Here is a 689-nt window from a genome sequence, read left to right on the forward strand (position 1 = left end):
GTTACTTTATGGTCATGATCAATAAAAGGTTGTTGGTATTTTTGCGCTTGACTAAAGCGGTCATTCAAAGAGGAGGTTGGACGTTTTTGCCTTACAGTATTGGGTTTTAGATGGTTGTCTGAATACTTATTTGAGAGGTTGTCTACGTTGTCACTCAAACTTTTTTTGAGCCCTTCAGGTGCTAATAATGTCAATATAGACTGGCCCAATAACCGTTCGCGACTGACTGCTAACAACTGCTCAGCTTGACCATTGAGCCATGTAATTATCAGATCATCATTGACCCATAAGACAGCAGTATATAAATGCTGCACAATAAAAGCTGAGTCTGGTACGTCATTAGGTGCTACTGGAGATGCCATAAATATAAGAAGCCTAGTCACAAATCAAATTTAAGTGAATATTTAACCATAAATCAATACTCTAGCGCGGCAAAACTGGTGATTGTCATAAAAAAAACGTACAATGCGTTCAGCCAATTTATCTTTAGCAAGGTTAGCCATGCCCAATATTTCTACTCAGTCTTCTGGTTCTACGCTTTCAGACGATAGCCCAAACTCAAATTCAGACTTAAATTTGAACACAGACGCTTCAAGTGCTGATGTCTCATCAAAACAGATACAAACGATAAAAGATACTGCAACGGTGTTTAATCCTGCTCACTCGCAAACGCCACAAGAACAGGAACC

Annotated in this window: 2 protein-coding genes; one reads left to right on the forward strand and one right to left on the reverse strand. The window is 39.2% G+C overall.

Annotation, left to right across the window (positions count from 1 at the left end; translation table 11 throughout):
• On the reverse strand, window positions 1-362 hold a 362-nt coding region (locus tag ACS8FD_RS20880; protein WP_439277275.1), incomplete at its 3' end, for a PAS domain-containing protein.
• Window positions 363-501: 139 nt separating this feature from the next.
• On the opposite strand from ACS8FD_RS20880, the gene ACS8FD_RS20885 reads away from it, so the two are divergent.
• On the forward strand, window positions 502-689 hold a 188-nt coding region (locus ACS8FD_RS20885), incomplete at its 3' end, for a hypothetical protein (protein WP_439277276.1).

Source organism: Psychrobacter sp. 1U2 (assembly GCF_051847575.1).